At 62.7% G+C, this 16185-nt stretch carries 13 protein-coding genes; 7 read left to right on the top strand and 6 right to left on the bottom strand.

From position 1 onward, the window contains the following. Positions 1-40 precede the first annotated feature (40 nt). Positions 41-2920, top strand: a complete 2880-nt coding sequence (locus ACTHLA_RS03920; protein ID WP_440185678.1) for a helicase-related protein — start codon at positions 41-43, stop codon at positions 2918-2920. Here ACTHLA_RS03920 and ACTHLA_RS03915 read toward each other — a convergent pair whose 3' ends face one another. Continuing rightward, positions 2921-4279: an esterase-like activity of phytase family protein gene (locus ACTHLA_RS03915; RefSeq protein WP_440185676.1), complete on the bottom strand. Its 1359-nt coding sequence runs from the start codon at positions 4277-4279 to the stop codon at positions 2921-2923. A gap of 111 nt (positions 4280-4390) precedes the next feature. On the opposite strand from ACTHLA_RS03915, the gene ACTHLA_RS03910 reads away from it, so the two are divergent. Then, positions 4391-4651, top strand: a complete 261-nt coding sequence (locus ACTHLA_RS03910; protein WP_440185674.1) for a type II toxin-antitoxin system ParD family antitoxin — start codon at positions 4391-4393, stop codon at positions 4649-4651. Then, positions 4651-4941, top strand: a complete 291-nt coding sequence (locus ACTHLA_RS03905; RefSeq protein ID WP_440185672.1) for a type II toxin-antitoxin system RelE/ParE family toxin — start codon at positions 4651-4653, stop codon at positions 4939-4941. The genes ACTHLA_RS03910 and ACTHLA_RS03905 overlap by 1 nt, the downstream gene beginning before the upstream one ends. Before the next feature lie 3 nt (positions 4942-4944). Here ACTHLA_RS03905 and ACTHLA_RS03900 read toward each other — a convergent pair whose 3' ends face one another. Next, the gene (locus tag ACTHLA_RS03900; RefSeq protein ID WP_440185670.1) at positions 4945-7416 is read right to left on the bottom strand and encodes a glycoside hydrolase family 9 protein; all 2472 of its coding nucleotides are present in this window, start codon (positions 7414-7416) and stop codon (positions 4945-4947) included. Between the two features lie 124 nt (positions 7417-7540). Here ACTHLA_RS03900 and ACTHLA_RS03895 point away from each other — a divergent pair, with 124 nt between their 5' ends. The 3 genes from ACTHLA_RS03895 to ACTHLA_RS03885 all read left to right on the top strand — a co-directional run bounded on the left by ACTHLA_RS03895 (position 7541) and on the right by ACTHLA_RS03885 (position 9359). Beyond that, positions 7541-7831 (top strand): RNA-binding S4 domain-containing protein, encoded by a 291-nt coding sequence (locus tag ACTHLA_RS03895; protein WP_440185668.1) that lies wholly within the window; start codon positions 7541-7543, stop codon positions 7829-7831. 236 nt (positions 7832-8067) lie between these two features. After that, positions 8068-8406, top strand: coding sequence for a ferredoxin FdxA (gene fdxA, locus ACTHLA_RS03890; RefSeq protein ID WP_440185666.1), 339 nt, complete (start codon positions 8068-8070; stop codon positions 8404-8406). Between the two features lie 434 nt (positions 8407-8840). After that, the gene (locus tag ACTHLA_RS03885; RefSeq protein ID WP_440185664.1) at positions 8841-9359 is read left to right on the top strand and encodes a CarD family transcriptional regulator; all 519 of its coding nucleotides are present in this window, start codon (positions 8841-8843) and stop codon (positions 9357-9359) included. A gap of 52 nt (positions 9360-9411) precedes the next feature. Here the strand turns inward: ACTHLA_RS03885 and ACTHLA_RS03880 are convergent, their stop codons facing one another. Continuing rightward, the gene (locus ACTHLA_RS03880) at positions 9412-9759 is read right to left on the bottom strand and encodes a hypothetical protein (protein WP_440185662.1); all 348 of its coding nucleotides are present in this window, start codon (positions 9757-9759) and stop codon (positions 9412-9414) included. Between the two features lie 208 nt (positions 9760-9967). On the opposite strand from ACTHLA_RS03880, the gene rpmB reads away from it, so the two are divergent. Further along, on the top strand, positions 9968-10261 hold the full coding sequence (gene rpmB / locus ACTHLA_RS03875) for a 50S ribosomal protein L28 (RefSeq protein WP_440185660.1): 294 nt from the start codon (positions 9968-9970) through the stop codon (positions 10259-10261). 74 nt (positions 10262-10335) lie between these two features. On the opposite strand, the gene ACTHLA_RS03870 is transcribed toward rpmB, so the two are convergent. The 3 genes from ACTHLA_RS03870 to cobT all read right to left on the bottom strand — a co-directional run bounded on the left by ACTHLA_RS03870 (position 10336) and on the right by cobT (position 16071). Continuing rightward, positions 10336-11436 (bottom strand): SLC13 family permease, encoded by a 1101-nt coding sequence (locus ACTHLA_RS03870; RefSeq protein ID WP_440185658.1) that lies wholly within the window; start codon positions 11434-11436, stop codon positions 10336-10338. A gap of 34 nt (positions 11437-11470) precedes the next feature. Further along, entirely contained in the window at positions 11471-14104 is a 2634-nt protein-coding gene (locus ACTHLA_RS03865; protein ID WP_440185656.1) for a beta-mannosidase, read from the bottom strand. A gap of 104 nt (positions 14105-14208) precedes the next feature. Further along, positions 14209-16071, bottom strand: coding sequence for a cobaltochelatase subunit CobT (gene cobT, locus ACTHLA_RS03860; protein WP_440185654.1), 1863 nt, complete (start codon positions 16069-16071; stop codon positions 14209-14211). Positions 16072-16185 lie beyond the last annotated feature (114 nt).

Genomic DNA, 16185 nt, shown 5'->3' with positions numbered 1-16185 from the left:
TTCGTTTTGCGAAAGCCTTATCGCCCGCTAAAACACGCGGGTGAACCAGACCTCATCCCCCCGCCCCATCATCCACACGGTCAGCGACGCCAAGCTGATGGCCGTGCTGGGTCCGACCAATACCGGCAAGACCCACTATGCGATCGAGCGCATGTGCGGCTACGCGTCGGGCATGATCGGCCTGCCGCTGCGGCTATTGGCGCGCGAGATTTACGAGCGTGTGGTCACGCTCAAGGGCGCGAACGCGGTGGCGCTGATCACCGGCGAGGAAAAGATCATTCCGCGCCTGCCGTCCTATTTCGTCTGCACCGTGGAGGCCATGCCGCTGGAGCGCCATGTCGATTTCCTGTGCGTCGATGAGATCCAGCTCTGCGGCGACGCCGAGCGCGGCCATGTCTTCACCGACCGGCTGTTGCATGCGCGCGGACGCTTCGAGACGCTGTTTTTGGGCGCGGCGACCTTCAGGCCGCTGTTTCACCGCCTGTTCCCCGGCGCCGAGGTGATGATGCGCGAGCGTCTGTCGCACCTGACCTATTCGGGTGCGAAGAAGCTGACCCGGTTGCCGCCGCGCACCGCCATCGTCGCCTTCTCGACCGAGAAGGTCTATGCCATAGCCGAACTGATCCGCCGTCAGCGCGGCGGCGCAGCTGTGGTCATGGGCGGCCTGTCGCCTAAGACGCGCAACGCCCAGGTCGATCTGTTCCAGCGCGGCGAGGTCGATTTCCTGGTCGCCACCGACGCCATCGGCATGGGGCTGAACATGGATATCCAGCATGTCGCCTTTTCCGGCATGAGCAAGTTCGACGGCAAATCGACCCGCCACCTGACCGCACAGGAGATCGGCCAGATCGCCGGGCGCGCCGGACGGCACATGAGCGACGGCACATTTGGCGTGACGGGCGAATGCCCGGAGCTGGACGACGATCTGGTCCACGCCATCGAGAACCACGAGTTCATGCCGCTGGAGGCGGCGCAATGGCGTAATCACAAGCTCGACTTCTCGACGCTGGACGCCCTGCTGAAAAGCCTGACCCAGCCGTCGCAGATTCCGGGCCTGCATCTGGCCAAGGAGGCGCTCGACGAAAAGGCGCTGCGGGCGCTGGCGCAGGACGAGGAGGTCGCGGCCAAGATCAAAAATCCGGTCTCTTTGCGCACCCTCTGGGACTGCTGCCAGTTGCCGGATTTCCGCAAAGTGGGCATGGACGAATATCTGAAACTTGTCAGCCTGCTGTTCTGGTCGCGGCTATCGCCGGAAGGCGCCGTGCCGGAGGACTGGTTCGCCGCGCAGGTCGCCGACCTCGACCGCATGGAGGGCGATGTCGATACCCTGTCCTCGCGCCTGTCGGGCGTCCGCACTCTGACCTATATCGCCCATCGCGGCCAATGGCTGAAGCGCGCCGAGCATTGGCGCGAGGCGACGCGCGATCTGGAGGACCGGCTGTCCGACAAGCTGCACGAAGCCTTGATGCAGCGCTTTATCGACCAGCGCACCTCGGCGCTTTTAAAAGCGCTCGACGCCGAAGAGGCGCCGCGCCCGGAGGTGACGCCCGACGGTCAGGTGATCATCGAAGGCCACAGCGTCGGCGAACTCAAGGGCCTGCGTTTCCAGCCCGGCGCCTCGGACAGTCTGATCGCCGACAAGGCGCTGCGGCAGGCGGCCTTCCGCGCCGTGCGTCCCGTGCTGATCGACCGGCTGCGGGCGCTGGGTCAGGCGGCGTCCAAGACCTTCCGCGTCAAGGGTCATACAGTTCTGTGGAACAACGAGGCGGTGGCCGAGATCGAGCCGTCGGACTATTTTTCACCGCGTGTGCGCCTGATCGACGCGCCCGATCATCCAAGCCTGTGCGCCAACGCCGTCAGGCGAATCGGCGACTATCTGAAACAATTGGCGCAACACCAGTTCAAGGGGCTGTGGAAGACCAAACAGGCCGCCGAGGCGGAAGGTACGCCGCCGAATGTGCGCGCCATCGCCTTCCGACTGTACGAAAATGGCGGCCTGCTGCATCGCGACGAGACGCTGAAACTGTCGCCGGAAGATAAGGCGGCGCTTAAGGCGCTGGGCGTGGCCGGACATCGCTACGCCTGGTTCCTGCCCGACATGATGTCGCCGAAACTGCGCCCCCTGTTGCAAGCGTTCGGGACGGCGGAAGGCCAGCGCCAGCACAGCCGCAAGGGCCAGTTGCTGCTCGACGATTATGGTGCTGTGGCGATGAAGACCCTGTCGCAGATCGACCGCATCATGAATGCGGCGCGCTATCAGAAGGGCGCCGTCTATGCGAAAGCGTCCGAATTCGAGGCGCTGGGCCTGTCGGAAAAACAGCGCGACAAGCTGATGCAGGCGCTGGGCCTGGTCAAGGTCGAGCCGATCGCCGTGACTGAAGAGGTCGTTATCGCCGCGCCGGTCGCCGAAGCGCCTGCGAAGAAGAAGCGCCGCCGCCGCAAGGGCAAGGCCGCGGAGACGGCTCCCGAAACGACGGCTGCTGCTGACGAAGCGACTGAAGTTGCGGCTACAGAAACGCCCGATGCAACGTCCACCGAAACGCCTGATGATACGTCTGAGGCCAGCCCGTCGGAAACACCGGCCGAGGTCGTTGCGGAAACGCCCGCCGAGGTCGTTGCACCCGTTGCGCCTTTGACCGAAACGCGCGAGGTGCAACTGCTCGGCTGGCGGCAGAAGAATCATGAGCCGCGCGAACCGCGTCACCGTCCGCATCGCGAGCCCGCTGCGGGTGAAAACCCGGCACGCAAAGGCAGACCGAAACCGCAAGCCCCCTCTTCCAATCGCGGCGGCAAGCGCCCGGATCAGCCGCACGGGGCCTCACATTCCGGGCGTCCGCAACGCAAGGAACCGGCGGTCAATCCTTTCTCCCCCTTCGCCGATCTGCGCCAGAGGCTGGCGGAAAAGGTCGGGCAGGAGTGATTATATTGTCAAATTTTGAGGCTGATAGCCCGGCAGGTCGGCGTCGCTGAAGGCGATGACATAGACGGTGTTCGGATTGGGCAGGCTGTCGGCGGCGCTGAGGAAGTCGTTGTCGCTGCTGATCCAGAGCGTGTGCAAGGTCTTGCCATCCAGCGTCACGTCGAGACCGAAGCTCATGCCTTCGATCTTGGCCGGGATGGCCTCGGACGGCACGCCGCCCGCATTCAGCACGGCGACGAGGTCGATGAACAGGGTCTTGTGGATCGCCGCCTTGCGCAGCGCCTTGCGGCCCGTGAGCGCGCTGATGTCCTGTGCGCCCGCAATATCGGCCAGATAGATGAGTTTGTTCGCCGCCGATGAGGCCGCGCCGCGTCCCTTGCCGTCGCGTTCATCGACGAGGAACTGGTGATCATTGACGGCCAGGATTTCGCTGACCGCATTATATTTCGGCTTATTGTCGGAGCCCCAGTTGTCAAGCGGATAGGCGTACTGGCGCGTCGCACCGCTGGCGATGTCGATGGCCAGCATGCGTAAATAGCCGCCTTCCTTGCCCCCGCCGTCCTGAAGCAGGGCCGTTTGCATGATGCCGACCAGGGTCTTGCCGTCCGGCGTGAGACTGAGACCTTCCATGCCATGATTGGCTTCGCGCCCCGACACGTTGCCGCTGATCTCCTCTTCGCCGCGCGGGCTTGAGAAGCTGACCGCGAAGCCTTGCGGCAGTTTGAAGCTGTGCAGGCGTTCGCCGCTTTCGCGGTCGAACTGATAGATGTGCGGGCCGTATTCGTCGGAGATGAAGATGCTTTTGCCGTCATTGGCGACGCGCAGGCTTTCCGGGTCGAGGCGCGCATCGCCGTCGAAATCCGATGGCTGGCTGCGGTCCATATTGTCGGAGCGGCCGGAGAAATAGAAGCGCTCGGGCGTATTGATTGCGGGCGCGCCATTGCCGATATGCGCCGCCAGACCGGAGCCATAGGCCAGCTTCGTCGGGCTCCACAAAAGGGTGGTGGCGTCCAGATGCGCCTCGACGCGGTACGGCAGGCCGTTTGTTTGCGGCGTCAGATGAAAGTTGAAGGTCTGAAAGCGCGGCACATAGGAGGTCGTGTTATCGACATAACCATTATAGGGCGCCGCATTCGGTCCGCGATCGGGCAGCATCAGGAAGGTGTCGCCGCCCGCCCAGGCCATGCCGGATCCCAGACCGCCGAGCAGATTGCCCGCGACGCCATTTTCCAATGGCGCAGCGGTGTTGGCGGCCAGGTCGCGTTGCGAGGCGTCGATATCGAGCCTGGCGACCAGTTGCGGCTCGGCGAGCGCAGGAGTGGCCAGCAGGGTGAGCAGGATGATGGATAAGGCGCGCATAAAACCCTCCGTTTGCTGCGCGCATAGTCCCCACCCGTGACAACCACATGACAATGCGGGCTTTTGACAAACTTTGCCAAACGACATAATCTGATGGTAAAGGAGCGTGCTATGGCCACTATGAACATCTCCCTGCCCGACGCCATGAAGGCCTGGGTCGAGGCGCAGGCGGAGACCGGTAAGTACAGCAACAGCAGCGACTATGTGCGCGACCTGATCCGCCGCGATCAGGACCGCGCCGACAAGATCGCCGCCATGCAGGCCGTCGTCACCCGCAGCCTGGCCAGCGGCGTCAGTCCTCTCAGTATGCAGGATATACTGGAAAAGGCGCGCGCACATGTTGAAGCCAATGGCCTCAACAAGAGCGCCTGATGTCTTATCAGCTTACGCCTAAAGCAGTTGACGACGTTTTTAACATCTATGTCCAGGGCGTCCTGATGTTCGGGCAACCGCAAGCTGAACGCTATCACGCGCGGCTGGAGGACGCTTTCGTTTTGCTGAGCGCGAACCCGCGCATGGCTCACGAGCGGACAGAGATTGATCCGCCTATACGTCTTCAGCCCCACAGTTCGCACGTCATCATCTATCAGATCACCGATAACGATGACGTGCTGATTCTGGCCGTGCGCCATGCGCGCGAAAACTGGCGGGACGATCTTTAAGCGCTATTTCGTCTGCGCCGCCGCCAGGGCCAGGAACATGAAATTGGTCGCGCCGCCACCCATGACATATTCGCGCTGCTGCCAGAAATAGGGCCAGATCTTCAGCTCAGGCAGGTCGGGCCGGATCAGGGCCGTGCCGGAAATCACCCCGCCCGGAATATAGCTCCAGTCGGCGCGGTTGCCGCCATAGGCCACGGTCGCGGACCTCGCCCCGACGCCCGAAGCGAACGATTCGGGATTATCGCCCGGATGCACGCCCAGCACGAAGTTGAGCGCCTCCATCTGCAGCGTGTCCGGCGTGTATTGCGGCCAGGCCTTGCGGAAGAAATACTGATCGACGCCAAATTTCTGAATGTCCCAGCCCGCGCCCCAGATATAGGGCACATACGGTACGCCATAGGGCGTTTTCGTCGCATCGTCGGTCAGCTTGGCCTGATAGGTTTTCACCGCCGCGCCGACTGCATTCAGGAAGGCGGCGTCGTGGATCAGCGGCAGGGCTTCGGATAGCATGGCGCCGGTACGGTCGATATGGGCGACAATGTCCGGCTGCAGGGCGATCAGACGTTGCACATAGACAGGATCATGCGTGGTTTTCGCCAGTTCTGATAGGGCGAACACCTTGGCGCCCAGATCGTCGGCGCGGTCGATGGCCTTGCCGTAGATATCTTTGGCGGCGGCCAACGCGTCGGCCGACATCTGCGGATTGGCGGTTGTCAGCACGCGCGCCGCCGTGGCCAGTTGCGCCGCCGTGCCCAGTTCGCGGTTGGGATTATCTTCGGTGAACACCCAGCGGTCGTCGGGGATGGAGGAGGTGGCGGCGGTCTTCTCGCCCGGCTTCAGCGATGGATCATAGTCCAGCCCGTCCGTCACGGTCGATACGTCACCGAGCAGAGTATATTGCGTGAGCGTCGGCACGATAATGCCGCGATAGGTGCGCCCCATCGCCTTGTAGCCGCCGAGTACGCTCAGCAGGCCGTGTTCGATCTGCTGGACGGCGTCATTGATCCCGTCCGGCTTGTGGATGTCGGCTTCCTTCGTCGTCTCATTGATGGTGGTGGCGTCGTAGTTCAGGCCGAACTCCTCGACCATCTTGGCCAGCAGCCATACCGTACCCATCTGGCTTTCGACACGCAGGTCGTAATCGCCGGCGTCGTGCCAGCCACCGGCATTGAGGCCGGGCACATGCTCGCCGGGCTTGTACCTGGTGAGCGTGTCCGGCCCCTGCTCGTAACCGTCGAAATGGTCGCCGGGGAAGGCCATGCGCGCATCGTCCTGATGGTCAAGCCCATGCCAGGTGCGATAGTTTTCGACCACCTTCATGTGCGACATCTGCACCGGCAGGAAATATTCGAGAGTCGGCTGCCAGACGCCGCGGTCATAGACATCGTCGGCGATGCGGAACACATGCGTCATCTGACCGCGATAGCCGAGTTCATACATGCCGGGGTCTTTGACCGCGCTGAGATCGGCGGTCAGGTAATGATAACGCAGGAACTGGCCCCACGGCTTCGGCGTATAGACGCCTACCTGCTTCGGGCCATTATCGGTCAGCTTGTAGAGGGTGAGCGGCGAGGCCTGATCGTCGCGCTTGTCCTGTTCGATGACGATGGTCTTGGCCTGATCGGGGCGGTAGCCGACCTGGCTGACCTGCACGACCGGGGCGGAGCGCCAGTTCGGATCGACGTTCGGCGTGATGATCCACGACACAGCGTCCTTCGTCGCGCCGGGTCGGGTGATTTCGCGCACCACATACCAGCCATTGTTCATATTGCCGCGCCCGTCCAGCAGCTCCAGCTCACCGGTCTGGCTCACGATCTTCAGGCGTTGCAGGTCGCTTTCCGGCGCGACCACCAGCGTTTTTCCCTCCGCCATCGGGGCTGAGATCGTCTGGCCGTGGTCGTCGCTCATGGGGCCGTCGGCCTGCCGCGGGAAGGTTCCGCTCTGCTGGTCCATCAGCCACGACTTGCCGAACAGATCAGTCGGGAACAGCTCGAAATTGAAACCGACCTTGCCTTCCCAATCCTTAGGCAGCGGCTTGTCGAGATCGACTGTCACCTTGAAGGCGTCGCCGTCCATCGGCGTGACACGGACATGATAGGTGAAGTTCAAATCGGGATAGTCGATCGGGTTGAAGCCCTTGCGGTTCTTCGATTCGTCCGGATAATGCAGGGTCTGGGTCACGCTCTGAGTCTTCGCATCCACCACGGGCTTGCCGTCGCCCGCTGGCATGGGCGACCACTGGCCCGGCGACGGCTCCAGCCGCAGATCGCCATTGGCCGCGACGCGCGTGCCGTGCTGGATCACCGTCACCCCGGTCTGGTGGCCGTCTGGATAGATGTCGGCGAAGACGGTGACGTTCAGGCCCGGCGCCTCGAAATAGCCCTTGTCGTTGAGCTTGAGCTGCGGTTCCGCCCCGGCCTGCGCCGCCAGACTCAAGGCCAGCAGGCTGGCCGCCATCGAAAGCACGTATTTCATCACATCATCCTCCCAGACCGACCGCTTGTGCGATCTTGTTGTAATCCATTACACGCAACCACGTCGCCTGCGTCCCGACAAGCCCAAATTGACTTTTGCCCGACGCTTTCCAATATCGAGACCTATGACCGACTCCCCCGCTTCCGTTCGACTCGATGTCTGGCTGTGGCGCGCGCGCTTTTTCAAGACGCGGGCGCTGGCGGCGAAAGCGTGCGAGTCGGGCCATATCCGGCTGGAGCGCTTCGGTCAGATTCATCGGGTCGAAAAGGCCGCCGCCGCCGTCAAGCCCGGCGACCGGCTGATCTTTGCGCTCGGCGCGCGCCTGATCGACGTCGAAATTTGCGCGGCGGGCGAGCGGCGCGGTCCGGCGCCCGAGGCGCAGACCCTATACATCTCGCGCATCACTTCCATTTGAAGGCTGCGCCGATAAAACTAAAATGCGGCGCAGACCCTATACATCTCGCGCGCCGCTTCCGCTTGAAGGCTGCGCCGTAAAGAGCGAAAACCCTTTATGCAGTAAGAGAAAATCCGCCCGCTTAGCCGCTCTAAAGCCTGTGATCAGAACAAATGGGGCTCAGGCGGCTTGACAGAGCGGCGCGACTTGAGCATGACGCAACGCGGAAAAACCTGTTTCGGCCCAAGAGTTCGCTCATGACCTATATCGTCACCGACCCCTGCGTGAAATGCAAGTTCATGGACTGCGTCGAAGTGTGTCCGGTGGACTGCTTCTATGAGGGCGAGAACTTTCTGGTCATCAATCCAGACGAGTGCATCGACTGCGGCGTATGCGAGCCGGAATGCCCGGTGGACGCCATCAAGCCGGATACCGAGGACGACGGCACGAAGTGGCTTGAGATCAACACCAAGTACGCGGCCATCTGGCCGAACATCTCCGAAAAAGGCACGCCGCCCGCCGATCGCGAAGACTATGAGCGCGAAACCGGCAAGTTCGAGAAGTACTTTTCCGAAAAGCCGGGCGACGGAAAATAGGGCGAAATTACGGCGTGAAGTGGGAAAAACGCGCTGTAATATCTTAACAATTGCGCAGCCATCGCCCGATGGTCGCTTTATTTTGTCGTAAATTTGTGATATACACAGTTTTATTGCAAGAGTCGCAGCGGCCTCGTATGCCTTCATCGCAAGGCAGAGACCAGACGATCCGCGCAAATCTTCGTTTGTTTTATTGAGCGTTCGCTTCCTCCCGTCGGAAGGTTCGGATGCGCCATCGACACAGGTCGGATGATAACCTTGTCTTAGTCAGGAATTTGGCGCGCGCCATCCCGAAGTCCTTGAGAAAAACTCTCCGGGTTCGGGATTTTGTGCGCCTTGCGTATCGTCGGCGCCTCCCCGGAGCCGGTCACGCCTTTCTGACGCCTGAAGGACCATGTTGTCGCCGAAATGTCTCTAACCGCGAAAGGTTCGCCATGTCCGCAGACACCCTCACCCTTTCCCGTCATGATTTCACCGTAGGCGACAAGGTCGTCTATCCGGCGCACGGCGTCGGTTCCGTCGCGGCGGTCGAAACCCAGGAAGTGGCCGGCCTCAGCCTCGAAGTCTATGTCATCACCTTCGACCACGAAAAGATGACCCTGCGCGTCCCGACCAAGAAGGCCAAGACCGCCGGTCTGCGTCATCTGGCCGCCGACGCCGTCATGTCGCAGGCCCTGACCACGCTCAAGGGCCGCGCGCGCATCAAGCGCACCATGTGGTCGCGCCGCGCGCAGGAATATGAAGCCAAGATCAATTCCGGCTGCCTGGTCTCGCTGGCCGAGGTGGTGCGCGACCTGCACCGCGCCGACAACCAGCCGGAACAGTCCTATTCGGAGCGTCAGCTTTACGAATCGGCGCTGGACCGCATGGCCCGCGAAGTCGCCGCCATCGAAAAGATCGACCGCGACGCCGCCGTGGCCATCCTCAACAAGAATCTGACCAAGGCCGCGTAAAGCGCGCTTTCAGGCCTGAATCGAAAGCCTCCCGGTTCCGCCGGGAGGCTTTTTATTGGCTGGCGGCAGGTTTCAGGCTGACGCCCTGATCCAGCGACGCCTCCGCCTGTCCGCCGAACTGCGCGGGGTCCAGGCAACCGATAAAACCGTGCGGATAGGTTTTGACGCTGTGGCGCGTCGTTATATGCACCATGCCCTTAGCCGCCAGTGCGATCTTGTTCGCCGGACACGTCTTCGTGCGCCTACCATCTGATACGATGGACACGCCGTCGTGCCGACGCGCGAAGCTCGCGCCCTCGCCCGTCGCCAAACCGCCGCCTGCGTGCAAGATCGCATGCATATCCTGGGCCGTCGCCGCCCCCACCGTCGACAGCAACGCTGCCAAAATAAGCCCGCGCATAAACGTCCCTCCCCTCATGCTTATCTTTGCTATAAGACAAACCAGACAGGGCGCATAGGCGGCATTTTGCGCCGTTTACCCCTTGACCTAACCGCGTGGCTTGCTTATAGAACGCGCCTCTCGCGTGACCGGCGGACGCCGTGGTGTCGCGCACAGCTTTATTCGCTTCGCTTCTTAAGAGCGCAGCCTTTTTATACGAAGGTGTCCCATGTCGCGTCGCTGCGAACTCACCGGTGTCGGTCCGATGGTCGGCCACAGCGTGAGCCACTCCAATATCAAGACCAAGCGCCGCTTCCTGCCGTCGCTGCATCAGCATGACCTGGCCTCGGATGCTCTGGGTCAGTCCTTCCGCCTGAAGATCTCGAACGCCGCTCTGCGCACGCTCGACTTCCGGGGCGGCCTGGATGCGTTTCTGGTCAAGGCCGACGATGAGGCGCTTTCCTTACGCGCCCGTCGCCTGAAGAAGCAGATCAAGGCGAAGCTGGCCGAGAAGGCTGCGTAAGCTTTTTTCGATTTGCTAAGAATGGAAAAACCCGGCTGAAACAGCCGGGTTTTTTGTTATTTAACCGCGGTTCTCTAACCAAACAACAGCCAATACCCCACCGCCGCCGCCAGGATGAGCGCCGGGATGGACCACAGGTGAAAGCTGCGCCATGCGCCCTTCTGGCCCAGCAGACGCAGCGCGATCAGATTGGCCAGCGAGCCGGGCAGCAGGCCGAAGCCGCCGATATTGACGCCGTAACTCAGGGTCTTCCAGTCGTGCGTGAACGGCTCCAGCGCGATGGCGGCGGGGACATTGCTGATGAGCTGCGACAACAGAATCGCCGCGCCATAGAGCCGGTGCGGCTCGCCCAGGCCGCTCAGGACGTGGCTGACCGTCGGCAGGCCCGCCAACAAGCGCAGATCCACAAACATCAGCGCGAACACCAGCAGCAGCGCCCAGTCGAGCCGCGCCAGCACGCCCGTGCGGAAGATCAGGAACAGGACCAGCAGCGCCAGACCGGCGGGAACAGCCCAGCCCGCATTGACGGCGATCAGAAAGGGCGGATATAGCAGCAGCGCCGCCGTCAACAGGCTGCGATCCGTCCGTCCGGCCTCGACCTCATGGCTTTGCAGGCGGCGCACCGGAAAAGCCAGCCAGGTCGCCAGCAGCAGGCCTGCCGTCAGCACGGCGGCCAGTGGCGCCATTGCGACGGCGAAGGCCGCAAACGACACGCCGGAGGTCTGCCACAGGAACAGGTTCTGCGGATTGCCGATCGGCGTCAGCAGCGAGCCGGTATTGGCGGCCAAAGCCTCGAAGATCACCAGCCGCACCGATGATTGTCCGGTCAATCGCGACAGGTTGAGCGTCAGCGGCACGGCGATGAACAGGGCGACGTCATTGGTGACGAACATGGCCGCAATCACGGTCAACGCGACCAGGGCCAGCGCCGCCGTTCTCTGGCTGGCCGCGTGGTCAATCAGGCGCGCCGCCGCCCATCGCAGGCCGCCGCTGAGGTCGAGCGCCGTGGTCAGGCACAAAAGACCGCCCAGCGCCGCGATCGTACGTGCGTCGATCAGGCCGGGAATATGCGTGATCTGATCCGGCGCGATCAGGCACAGGACCAGCAGCAGGGCCAGCAGGCCGACCGCCAGCTTCTCTCTTTGGATAAAGGCGGCGAACGCGGTGAAGGACATGGGGGGCTCCGGTTGGAACCGCCTTGTAACGGCCTCAGGCGATTTGCGCCATATGCAGCATATTCAGACCCTTCTCGACCTGCGCGGCGGTCATGGGCTTGGCGGGTTTAAAGGTGACGATGACGGTTTCGCCCGGCAGCAGGTCGAAATAGTTGTCGCTGAACGCGCCGTCCATCTCACCGAAGCTCAGATAGAGGTTCTTGGCCAGAGCGTTTGTGGTCAGGGCGATGGCGATGTCCCCGCCGCTCAGCGCCATCGCCCTGGCGGTCACTTTCGCGTCCGGCAGGGCCAGATCCTTGACCGGGCGGACATAGAGCCGGTCCTCGGCCAGAATCGTCCTGCCCGCCGTCAATCGCGCGCGCACCAGCACACGGTCGGGCAGGAAGCCGGACAGCAGCTCATAGACGGACGCCTTGTAGGGCGTGGCGGCGGCGTTGGCCGTGACGGTGAACGACTGGTGCGCGGTTTTCAGCGCCTTGCCGTGGAAGTCCATCACCTCGATGACCAGCTCGGCGCGTCGGTCCTTCAATTCGTCGCTGACGACATGCACGCTGACCTGGTCGCCATCGCGCCAGGCCGAGACGAGGATCGGCGCGAAGGATTTGCGCGCATAGAATTGCTGCGCCTTCCAGCGCCCGTAATAGTCGATGCTGCTCCACGAGGCGACCGGCCAGCAGTCATTGATCTGCCAGAACAGCGAGCCCATGCAGTAGGACATGCGCGCGCGGTGCGCCTCCATCGCCATCTTGATACCCTCGGCCTGCAAGACCTGACCGACATAGAGGAAGTGCGCGAAATCCTTAGGAACCTTATAGTCGCGCTGCATGTAGTTCTTGATCGTGCCATTGCCGATCGAGGAGCGCTGGTGCGCCTGCATGACCTCGGAGAAGATGTCGTAATCCTCTGGTTTCGCATAGGCGGCGACCGTGCGCAGTTCTGGAAAGGACTGAAAGCCGTATTCGCTCATGAAACGGCCGATATGGGTGCGGTACTCTTCGAACGGCTTTTGCCCCCACCACACATCCCAATAGTGAATATCGCCCGACTGCTTCGGCGCATTGACGTCGGCATGGGTCACCGTCTTGCCGTCCCAGGTCGCCAGCGGCGAGGACGGGCGATAACAGCGGCCCGCATCCAGCTTCGCCACGGTCTGCGGCAATATCTCGTGGAAAATCGCGCGATAGGCCGCCCACATCTCGTCGCGCTGCGCCTGTGTATAAGGCTGTTTCCAGCCCCAGCCGCCGTTCGGGACATCGTTCTCCCACGCCGTGTCGATCTCGTTATTGCCGACCCAAAGGGCAAGGCAAGCGTGACCGCGCAGACGCCGGACATTGTCCTCGGCCTCAAGCCGGATGCTGTCCAGAAGCGCCGGATCGTTCGGGTACATCGAGCAGGCGAACATGAAGTCCTGCCAGACGAGGATGCCGTTCTCGTCGCACAGATCGTAGAGCCGGTCGTCCTCATAGACGCCGCCGCCCCAGACGCGGATCATGTTCATGTGGGTATCGACAGCGGACTGAACCACGCGGGCATAGGTCTCGGAGGTGACGCGCGGCAGGAAGCTGTCATTGGGGATGTAGTTGGCGCCCTTCATGAAGACCGGAACGCCATTCAGCTCGACATAGAAGCTGGTTCCGGCGTCGTCGGGCTTCTGCACGATTTTCAGGGTGCGCAGGCCCGTGCGGACGCTGCGGCTGGCCGTGGTGGTTCCTTTCGTCACGGTTCCAGTGAAGCTGTAAAGATGTGCCTCTCCCAGCCCGTTCGTCCACCACAGCTTCGGTCTGGCGAGGCTGAATGTGAGCGGGACCGTGTTCAGACCCGCCGTCAGATTCGCTTCGATACGCGCCGTCACGCCGTCGCCGCGCAGCTCCAGCGTCGCTGGGCCCGCCGTATCGGCCATGACCTCGAACACGGCGGTCAGGTCGGCTTTTTCGGGCGTCAGGCTGTCCTGAACAATATGCAGGTCCTGGATGCGCGCCCCGCTCCAGGCCCGCAAGGCAATGGGCCGCCACACGCCGGAGGTGACGAAGCGCGGCCCCCAGTCCCAACCGTAATGATAACCGGCTTTGCGCGTGAACACGCTGACCTTCTTATCGCCCAGGCCGCCGTTTTCACTCTGGTCGTTGGTGGCGGGGGGATTATAGCCGAGCGCGGCCAGCTTTTGCAGGCCTATGCGGATCGGGGAGGTGAAGACGATGCGCAGGCTGTTGGCGCCCGCCTTCGCCTGCGGCTTGATGTCTGCGGTCCAGGTGCGGTGCATATTGTCGGCCTGCAAAACCAGCGCGCCGTTGACATAGACGTCCGCATAGGTGTCGAGCCCCGCGAACACCAGCTCGACATGGCTGTGCGCCAATGTCGCGTCGTCGAGGTCGAAGCTTGTGGCGTATTCCCAGTCCTTCTTGTCGATCCATTGCTGATCGCGTTCGTTGGTGCGCCAGAAGGGATCGTCGATCTTTTTGTTGGCCAGCAGGTCGGTATGCACCGTGCCGGGAACCGTGGCGGGCAGCCAGTCGCCGGTTCCGGCTTCGCGGAAGGTCCAGCCTTCGGACAGCAGGCGCTCACCGGGTTTGGGAATTTGCGCCACGGTCCGTTGCGCGGTCAGGGCCAGCGCTGCGCCCGCTGCGGTCGCCTGCATCAGCTCACGCTTGTTCAAACCCGGATGCGACATAGTGATCTCCCCTGCCCGCTGTTTGCACAGCGCAAATTGTTATGAAAATCAGCGATTTTCACTTAAATTAATTTGATTTATTTAAATTGGCAAGCCTTTCGGCGTCAGCGCGTCTCGTCGAACAGCTCGGTCAGCTTATCCATCAGGCCGCCCGCCAGTTGCTCGACGTCGATCAGGGTCAGGGCGCGCTTGTAATAGCGCGTGACATCGTGGCCGATGCCGATGGCGACCAGCTCGACATGCCGCCCCGACGATTTCGGCGCGGTCTCGATCTCAGGGATCACCTTGCGCAGGTGATTTTCGAGATAATGGCCGGAATTGACACTCAAGGTGCTGTCATCGACCGGCGCGCCGTCGGAGATCACCATCAGAATCCGGCGTTGCTCAGGCCGCCCGGCCAGACGCGCATGCGCCCATTGCAGCGCCTCGCCGTCGATATTTTCCTTCAACAGACCTTCGCGCATCATCAGGCCGAGATTACGGTGCGTGCGCCGCCACGGACTGTCGGCGGGTTTGTAGATGATGTGGCGCAGATCGTTGAGGCGGCCCGGATGGGCGGGCTTGCCCGCGCGCACCCAGGCTTCGCGCGACTGCCCGCCCTTCCAGGCGCGGGTGGTGAAGCCGAGAATCTCGACCTTGACGCCGACGCGCTCCAGCGTGCGCGCCAGAATATCGGCGCACATGGCGGCAATCATGATCGGGCGCCCGCGCATTGAGCCGGAATTGTCGAGCAGCAGGGTCACCACCGTATCGCGGAACTCGGTGTCCTTTTCCTGCTTGAACGATAAGGGGGCGCTGGGGTCGATGATCACCCGCGTCAGGCGCGAGGCGTCCAGCACGCCTTCTTCGAGGTCGAACGACCATGACCGGCTCTGCTGCGCCATTAATTTCCGTTGCAGCCGGTTAGCCAGACGCGACACGACATGGGCATAGCTGGCCAGTTGCGCATTCAGGAAGCCGCGCAGCCGCTCCAGCTCCTCCTGATCGCACAGCTCCTCGGCGGTGACGATCTCATCGAACTGGCGGGTAAAGACCTCATAATCTTTTTTGGCGGCGGCTTCGGGCAGGGGCGCGTCACGGCGCTCGGCCTCGCCCGCCTCACCGTCGGGCGTTTCGTCGGTAGAGGCTTCGGACGCCTCCATCGGATCGCCGGACATCTGGGTGAAGTCGTCCTCGCCCTCTTGAGTTTGCTCCTGACCGGCCATTTCCTGCTCGGACTCGGGGGTCTGTTGGCCGTCGTCGGGCTGTTCCTGATCTTCGGGCTTATCGTCCTGCGACTCGCCCTCGTCTTTGCCCTCCTCACCCGCCTCACGTTCTTCGTCGGCGGCGTCGGCGCTGTTATCGGTCATGTCGAGCGCCGTCAGGATGGCGCGCGCCTGCTTGTCGAAGGCTTTCTGGTCGTGAATGAGACGGCCCAGCTCATCGAGCGCGCCGCCCGCCTTGGCCGCAATTTCACCGCGCAATTGATTGACAACGCGCTCGACGCTGGCCGGAACCGGATCGCCGGTCATGGCTTCGCGCGCCAGAAGGCCCAGCACGTCGGGAATGGTGACGTCCTCGCCCTCTTTGCGCATCAGGCCGGAGCGTTCGACATCGTTTTCCAGCACGGACAACAGGTTCTGGCGCACGCCGCGCATGGCGCGCGCGCCAATGGCGTCGAGCCGCGCCGCCTCCATCGCGTCAAAGGCGTCGCCGGAGGCGTCGTCCAGAGGCCGGGCGCGGGCGTGCGCGGCGGCGTCATGGTGCGCCATCCGCAGCGCCATGCGGTCGGCCTGACCGCGCACGCGCTGCGCCAGCTTGGGATTCAGGTCGCGCGGCGGGTGCGGCAGGATCAGCTTGTCGCCCTCAAGACGCGGACCATCCGAGCCGAACACGATCTCCAGCTCAGGCGACTCCGCCAGGGCGCGCGTCGAATGCGTCAGCGCCTTCTTGAACGGTTCGGAGAGGATGTTCGGTTTCTGGGCCATATCCTGAATTCTCCTCCCCATCTATGGCGAGGTGGCAAACGAAGCCGATAAGGCTTCGGATGACGGAGGGGTATCCGGCGCCCCCTCCACCACTTCGTGGTCCCCCTCCCCCGC

The organism is Asticcacaulis sp., assembly GCF_051956075.1.
Taxonomy (GTDB): Bacteria; Pseudomonadota; Alphaproteobacteria; order Caulobacterales; family Caulobacteraceae; genus Asticcacaulis.
Note: the sequence above shows the minus strand (reverse complement) of the source record. Positions and strands in the feature narration are given on the sequence as shown.

Coding starts and splice junctions, on each gene's coding strand:
- ACTHLA_RS03915 (WP_440185676.1), bottom strand. CDS start 4,279: ATGCGCGCCTTATCCATCATCCTGCTCACCCTGCTGGCCACTCCTGCG.
- ACTHLA_RS03910 (WP_440185674.1), top strand. CDS start 4,391: ATGGCCACTATGAACATCTCCCTGCCCGACGCCATGAAGGCCTGGGTC.
- ACTHLA_RS03905 (WP_440185672.1), top strand. CDS start 4,651: ATGTCTTATCAGCTTACGCCTAAAGCAGTTGACGACGTTTTTAACATC.
- ACTHLA_RS03900 (WP_440185670.1), bottom strand. CDS start 7,416: ATGAAATACGTGCTTTCGATGGCGGCCAGCCTGCTGGCCTTGAGTCTG.
- ACTHLA_RS03895 (WP_440185668.1), top strand. CDS start 7,541: ATGACCGACTCCCCCGCTTCCGTTCGACTCGATGTCTGGCTGTGGCGC.
- fdxA (WP_440185666.1), top strand. CDS start 8,068: ATGACCTATATCGTCACCGACCCCTGCGTGAAATGCAAGTTCATGGAC.
- ACTHLA_RS03885 (WP_440185664.1), top strand. CDS start 8,841: ATGTCCGCAGACACCCTCACCCTTTCCCGTCATGATTTCACCGTAGGC.
- ACTHLA_RS03880 (WP_440185662.1), bottom strand. CDS start 9,759: ATGCGCGGGCTTATTTTGGCAGCGTTGCTGTCGACGGTGGGGGCGGCG.
- rpmB (WP_440185660.1), top strand. CDS start 9,968: ATGTCGCGTCGCTGCGAACTCACCGGTGTCGGTCCGATGGTCGGCCAC.
- ACTHLA_RS03870 (WP_440185658.1), bottom strand. CDS start 11,436: ATGTCCTTCACCGCGTTCGCCGCCTTTATCCAAAGAGAGAAGCTGGCG.
- ACTHLA_RS03865 (WP_440185656.1), bottom strand. CDS start 14,104: ATGTCGCATCCGGGTTTGAACAAGCGTGAGCTGATGCAGGCGACCGCA.
- cobT (WP_440185654.1), bottom strand. CDS start 16,071: ATGGCCCAGAAACCGAACATCCTCTCCGAACCGTTCAAGAAGGCGCTG.